The following is a 6,619-nucleotide window of genomic DNA, read 5'->3' as shown; positions in this document are numbered from 1 at the left end:
AATGGTGTGGCGTGCGGTGGCTCAACTCTTCGGCTGAGACCGCGTTAATCAATAGACAAGTAAATCTGTCAGGTGACAGCTACCCCACCCTTACCGGTCGTCCAGGTCGATCGATGCGTGGTTTCGGGTGGGAACGACCGCTTCTGCCGACAGCGGACCTCCATCAGATTGCGCTCGACGTCCGAGAAGCGGACGGAGCAGTCCTTCTCAAGATCTCTGAAACTCTTCCAAATCGAGGTAAGCTGGCCCTAAGGACGGAACGCGACGGGAGGCGCACATGAAAATCAGGTTGCTGAACGAGAACTTGGTATCGGACCTGTGCTGGCTCGCTGAATGGGGGTTTTCGGCCTGGATTGACTACAACGAGACGAAGATAATCTTTGATACTGGCTGGTCAGACGTGTGGTGCCGAAATGCCGAGACCGCAAAGATCGATCTGGCCTCAGCGGATGTCATTGCCCTTTCCCATTTCCACAGTGACCATTCTAGAGGCCTGCTGTTCCATCCCTTCTCGGACAAGAAAAAGCTGATCGCCCACCCACGCGCCCTATTGGCAATGTTAGACCCGTTTATCGAGCCGCCTGATCGTCATCTTCCCCACAAGTATGACGAAATAGAGCATAAGATTCGGTCAGATTTCGAGGTCGTTGAGGTGGCGGAACCCTATGAGTTTGCGCCCGGCGCATTCTTTCTGGGGGAAGTCCCACGGGTCGTCCCGTTTGAACGCGGGTGTTACTACGAAGACCCCATGCCCGACGACACCGCGCTGGCGTTTCGGACCGAAAAGGGCTGCGTAGTTGTAACCGGGTGTTCGCACAGCGGGATTTGCAACATCTGCACGCACGCCAAGGACGTCACGGGTCAATCACTTCATGCCGTCATTGGTGGTTTCCATCTGGTCAATCCCGAGAAGCCGGCCGTGGACGAGACGATTGAATGGTTCAGGTCCGAGAAAGTACCGCGGCTATTGCCTGTTCATTGCGTTTCCTTCGACATTCAGGCCCGGCTTCAGAGGGAGTTTGGCTACGACCGCCCCGGTGCGGGCTCGCTGATCGAGTTGTAGATCTCATGGTCCCGCTTCGGGCTCAACGCAGTCATCCGAGTCTTTCCGTCGGATGACGGTTTTCTTGCCCTTACCGGTCATCCAGGGCCGTCGAAACGTGGTTTTCGGCCCGAACGTCTGCTTCCACCGACAGCAGGCATTCGCCAGATCGGGCTCCATGTCCGAGTTGCGGACGAAGCAGTCATCGGAAGCGCTTATCAGTATCCCCAGGGTAAGTTGAGAAGCAAAACGATAAAGAAGACTGCCAAAGAAGTTATTAGGGCCCGCTGCCACTTCGTTCGGGCTTTAAAGAACGCCCATTCCTCCATCAAAAGAACGGTTGCGAACATTACGAGAGCCGGCACTAGTGCTGAGTAGATATCCGTCTGCATTTCATTGCCTCTGTTTCATCGAACATCCATCAAAAACCTATCTGAGCGCCACATCCAGAATTGGTATAGGGCACGGCCAGCAGAGGAGAACAGGATTCGTTCCGCCGATCCAATCAGATTCTCACTTGGCACAAAGCCGATACCAATGGGTTGTGCGATCCGGCTGTCAGTCGAGTTGTCGCGGTTGTCGCCAAGGAAAAAATATTGTCCCTCGGGTACAGTGAATACCGGGGTATCGTCCAACTGTGAGGGGTGCACATTCTGAAGCGGCGAAATGAATTGGGTTTGGTCATCTGAGGATGATATCCGCACCCTACGCCCTGCTCGAGTCAGCTTAATCTGATAATGCCGCGGGCAATCATCAAAAGGGCGCTTATGCCTCGACGGAGAGTGGCTGCAGTTCCAATTCGATTTCGGGTGTCACGAGGTAAACCACGCCGTTGGGGACTTCCGTCCAGACCTCGTCGAAGGTGACAGGCTCTGAGGCCACCTCGATCGCACGATAGGCTTGCTTGGCATCATGATGAACATGTGTCTTTCCGCAGATCGTACACACGTGAAGGTGATCCCGCCGTAGGTGGTATAGGGAGCGGTTGAGCCGCGAGCCAACCAAAGTGTCGCCGTCGGTCAGAATGATATTCAGGCCGATCTTCTTCTCTGGCGCCGCCTCGGCGCACCAAGCCACGACCTGATCCAGCCCACGCCGAACTGTATCGTATAGCCCAGCTTCGGGATGCTGGAGGAAAAGGCTCAATAGGTAGCGGAAGACATGCTCGCTATCGGTCTCGCCATGGATTTCGGACCTGTGCAGCGGGTCCATGTGCTCAAGCAACTTGAACCGGACTTCCTCGAACCCGGGAAGCGTCCCGTTATGGGCAAATATCCAGCGGCCGTGACTGAACGGATGGGTGTTTTCGACGCTGACGGGTCCGACCGTCGCCCTGCGAACATGTGCCACGGCGGTATGGGCGTATACCCGTGCCGCCGCCTTAGTGAAATGCTCCCCCTCGAAGGCCGCCCAAGTCTGCTTGACGATTACGGGCACACCATCAGGATAATCCGCGACACCCCAGCCGTGGCCATGCATCAGGCCCTCCATATCGCCCCGGCTCTGCGCCATGAGCGCATTTTGGGCGCGAACAAGTCCGCACTCCACCCGGGTCGGCTCGTTCGCTCTCATGGCGTAGAGGCGACACATGCGGAACCCTTCCCATTCACAGCCCTTTGGTTTTCAGAATAAATTCTACATGAGGGTTATTCCTCTGGAAATAGGGTCCGAGCTTTGATTGACGCCTTCGACACAATGCGCGCGGTTCGGGCGAAAGCGGCCGAGATCGAAGCGCTTGTCAGGCGGCTTCTGAACGATGAACCGGCGCTTCGCTCCTCGCTCGATTTCGGTCCAATGGTCCGTCAGGGTGTTTCACCGCATCCTGCCCTGATAATTTGCGATCAGTCAGGAACCGAGCTTTTCAACCTCGAAGGAGTGGGACTTTCAGAGCATCGAATGGCTCTCCTTGCACGACCAGGGGACACAGTTGCAGTGCGCCGACGTGTCCACGAGTTCGAGCGCTATCTCACCGAATATCTCGGCATGCACGACGTGACTTTCCTCGAGGCCGGCTCCAAAGACGCAGAACCGATTGCGCGAAAACTCCGAACCAATCCCGAGCTTTCAGAGAAGCTTGCGAGCGCCTTGCAGCCTGGCACGCCGTTGACGATCCACAGCTATCTTACAACAGGCCACATCTGGCAACTCGCGAAGGCGCTCGGAGAAGATCGAAAGAGCCCAGTCAACGTCGCTGGTCCGGGGCCCAGGACGTCGAGGCGCGTAAACGACAAACTGTGGTTTTGGTCTTTAGCAAGCGAGCTGACCGGGAAGCACTCGGTGCCGCCGACGCTTTATGCATTCGGTCCGGCGGCCGCTGCTGCGCACGCTGTACGTTTCGCGCGAACTTGCGACAGCGTTGTCGTTAAGGTTCCGAGCAGCGCAGGCGGAAAGGGCAACTTGCGCCTCGAAAGCTCGGTTCTGCGCTACACGAGCCTTTCTGACATCAGGCTCATGATCGAAGAACGCCTTTTTGCGGTGGGTTGGAAGGGAACCTACCCGATTCTCGTAGGCGTATGGGAATCTGGGATAATAGCCAGCCCTTCTGCCCAGATGTGGCTGCCCAAGCCGGAGGACGGTCCGCCGAGAATCCTGGGCCTTTTCGAGCAGCGCGTAGAGGGCGTGACAGGTAAGTTCTCGGGCGCGCAGCCCGCAGCAATCGATCAGACCATCGCGCGGGAGATGATGACAGAGGCCGCGATCCTTGGCGCGTTACTACAGCGCATTGGTTATTTCGGGCCATGCTCGCTCGACGCCGTGATCCAGGAAATCGACGGCGGAAGCGAACTACACTGGGTCGAATGCAATGGGCGGTGGAGCGGCGTGTCCATACCACTGGCGGCGGCCAGAGGACTCTTTGAGAATTCAATTCCCGACGGCTTGGTCATCCTGCAGGAATTACTGCCGGACGCAAAGCGAATGAGCACTTCGGGCCTCTGCACACTACTCGGTGACATTATCTTCCAAAAGGGAGCCTCAACGGAAGGCATAGTGATCTTGTCTCCTCCCGACCGCACTGACGGCATGTCGGTGAACGTGATGGTGCTTGCTGAAACACAGACACGGGCCGCTTCGATGATCGAGGAGCTGTACTTAAGGCTTAACTCACGGGTTACGTAGGGCTTAGGCATACCCTGACCGCCTCTCGCAGTGTCAGATTTGTCGGGATTGTGTTCTCTAATCGGGCAAGGTCTTGCTGCTCAGTCTTGAGCGGATGATTCCGTTGGATGCTTGTCTTCTTTGCGTGCTTGGGCCCTTGGAAGGGTAAGCTCAATGGAAAGTTTGTGATACGTAGCAGCTTTTAGCTTCACGGAACGGAATTGTACGATCAAGAGCCGACCGACCTAGAAACGCCCCAACCTGCAGCGTGGCAATAGGGCTTCGGTATCAGCGAGTTCGAAGAGCGCTGTTCCCTCGGAGCTGACCGTAGCTGTAGCCGCCGCCACGCCCCATTTTAGCGATTGCCCGGGCGCCTCTCCCCTTGCCAGCGAAAGTGTAAAGGCACCAACCTCCTGGCTCGACGCAGTCATCTGAGTAAAATACTCAGCTGACCACTGTCCCTTGCGAACCGGTCATTCGGGGCCGACGTGAGACGGTTTCGGACGGGAACGACCGCTTCTGCCGACAGCGGACATTCATCGGATTAGGCTCGATGACCGCGATGCGGGACGAAGCTGCCATCTTGCGTTGGCGACTATCCAGTCAGGCGAGCGCAGTCTCCAAGCGGTCAAGTGACACCTGCGGCCACACCTCCTCAAACTTGTAGAACTCCTCAAAGACGGGAATGTCGTTGCTGAGAGGCACCCAGGCCTGCTTGCTGCTTGTGAAGATCTGCACGTCCGGAGGGCACTGATCCGGATCGTCGAGCGTTCCTACGCGCACGTACCGTAGCTTCCCGAGGCGGATCATGTAGCTACTGAAAACGGCAACGCCGCACTCCCGGCAACGCGATATGATCTGGCCCTTTCCACTTGGGGTGGGAAGCTCATGTTCCGTAATTTGTCCTTCGAACTCTACCCGGTTGGCCTCGATGATGGCGTTCAAGACATAGGCTGCTCCGGTCTGTCGCTGGCATTCGCTGCAGTGGCAGCAATGTACGAACATAGGTGGTATCGACAGCTTGTATGTTACGGCTCCGCAGCCGCATTTTCCTTTGAGCATCTCATCCCCACTGTTGGCTGTTCTAGATTGCGATCAATGACTTCTATTCGACCAAGTCATAGTGCTTGATTGAGCGTGACTCGACCAATTCGGCCTCTGCGGGATCAATGTGTGGGCTCTGGTAGTCCTCGCCGACAAACGCCTTCAGAGACTCAAGGCTGTCCCACACCATTACAAAGCTAAACTCGCGAGGTGTACCTGGCCGTGGGGCACCCGGCAGGACTTGAACTATTCCCTTTGTGCCTCTCATTAATGGAATCGCAGTCTCATGGAAGAACTTGCCGAACTCTTCCTCTTTGCCAGGCCGTGTGACGACTTGGAATATGCGCATGATCAAAGATCCGTCCTCCGTGAAGTGCGGCTTCCGGCTGTATGAGCGCCTCTGACTATGCGAGCATATCACTTCACAGTAGGCTTGTCCGCTTTCGGGCTTGGAGCTGACGCTGGCCTATTTTCAGTGAACAACCGCAGTGCGGACGGAGTGGTCGTCGCACAGGTCTGACTTTGCGGCTGGAGACCACGAACACGTTGCGTCCATGCTGCCTAGAACTTGCTCGTCCGAGAATTGGAGCTCTGGCATTGGAAAGCCCTCACAGGTAGATTTTCTGGAAGCGGGTTCCGGTGAGACGGTCATACTCATCCACTCGAGCGTAGCGGGAGCGCGTCAGTGGCGAAGCCTGATGGATCTGCTTGCCCCCAACTATCATCTCATTGCCATAAATCTTTTCGGCTACGGCACCACACCACCGTGGAACAGTAAGGGGCAGCAAACCCTTGAGGATCAGGCGCGTCTGGTTGCTCCGTTCGCTGCGGCGGATGGCAGCAAGTTCTCGATCGTTGGGCACTCATTCGATGGTGCCGTTGCAATGAAAGCGGCCGCGATGTTTCGGAACCAAGTACATCGACTGGTATTGGTAGAGCCCAACCCTTTCTATTTACTGAGATTACTTGGTTGCGTTGAGGCATTCCGTGAGGCCACCGCATTGAGAGATGTCATCAAGGATTGCGGGGCAAGAGATGACTGGCGCACAGCCGCGGAGGTGTTTGCAAACTACTGGGCCGGTGCGGGAAGTTGGAATGCTATGCCCGACGATAGGAGAGAGAAATTCACAGCCGCCTTGGTTCCGAACTTCCACGAATGGGACTGCGTTATGCACGAAGAAACACCGATCTCGACCTGGGCAAAAGACTTGCCCGACGCCACAACCGTGATCTCGGCAGATGACACAGTCGGCGCCATCGCAGAGACTGTGAGATTGTTTCGCGAGCACATGCCTCACTGGCGCTTTGAGAATGTATCACAGGGCGGGCATATGGCAGCGATAACTAAGCCGGACCTCATCAATCCCGTCATTCAGTCAGCGCTATTATGATGCTGCTTTGGGCGTGTAGGAGACCGCTGGGCCATTGAGTTATCTG

Annotated in this window: 6 protein-coding genes and 1 pseudogene; 3 read left to right on the top strand and 4 right to left on the bottom strand. The window is 56.3% G+C overall.

From position 1 onward, the window contains the following. The first annotated feature begins 277 nt into the window (after positions 1–277). A complete protein-coding gene (locus tag RXV90_RS24245; protein WP_316652719.1) occupies positions 278–1,063 on the top strand; it encodes an MBL fold metallo-hydrolase in 786 nt (261 codons plus the stop codon). A 386-nt stretch (positions 1,064–1,449) separates the two neighbouring features. Here RXV90_RS24245 and lepB read toward each other — a convergent pair. Both lepB and RXV90_RS24235 read right to left on the bottom strand, forming a co-directional pair. Then, a pseudogene (gene lepB / locus RXV90_RS24240) lies at positions 1,450–1,695 on the bottom strand (signal peptidase I); the annotation flags it as partial. 112 nt (positions 1,696–1,807) lie between these two features. After that, positions 1,808–2,632, bottom strand: a complete 825-nt coding sequence (locus RXV90_RS24235; protein WP_316652718.1) for a class II glutamine amidotransferase — start codon at positions 2,630–2,632, stop codon at positions 1,808–1,810. A gap of 84 nt (positions 2,633–2,716) precedes the next feature. On the opposite strand from RXV90_RS24235, the gene RXV90_RS24230 reads away from it, so the two are divergent. Then, on the top strand, positions 2,717–4,159 hold the full coding sequence (locus tag RXV90_RS24230; protein ID WP_316652716.1) for a preATP grasp domain-containing protein: 1,443 nt from the start codon (positions 2,717–2,719) through the stop codon (positions 4,157–4,159). Positions 4,160–4,741: 582 nt separating this feature from the next. Here the strand turns inward: RXV90_RS24230 and RXV90_RS24225 are convergent. Next, positions 4,742–5,200 carry a GFA family protein gene (locus RXV90_RS24225; protein WP_458646497.1) on the bottom strand — a complete coding sequence of 153 codons (459 nt, stop codon included), beginning with the start codon at positions 5,198–5,200 and terminating at the stop codon, positions 4,742–4,744. A gap of 43 nt (positions 5,201–5,243) precedes the next feature. Further along, entirely contained in the window at positions 5,244–5,537 is a 294-nt protein-coding gene (locus RXV90_RS24220; protein ID WP_316652713.1) for an antibiotic biosynthesis monooxygenase family protein, read from the bottom strand. 199 nt (positions 5,538–5,736) lie between these two features. Between RXV90_RS24220 and RXV90_RS24215 the strand changes: the two genes are divergently transcribed. Beyond that, on the top strand, positions 5,737–6,573 hold the full coding sequence (locus RXV90_RS24215; RefSeq protein ID WP_316652711.1) for an alpha/beta fold hydrolase: 837 nt from the start codon (positions 5,737–5,739) through the stop codon (positions 6,571–6,573). Positions 6,574–6,619: the final 46 nt, after the last annotated feature.

Origin of the sequence: Ovoidimarina sediminis (genome assembly GCF_032586175.1) — a bacterium.
GTDB lineage: Bacteria > Pseudomonadota > Alphaproteobacteria > Rhodobacterales > Rhodobacteraceae > Ovoidimarina > Ovoidimarina sediminis.
This window is presented reverse-complemented; position numbering and strand designations above follow the sequence as displayed.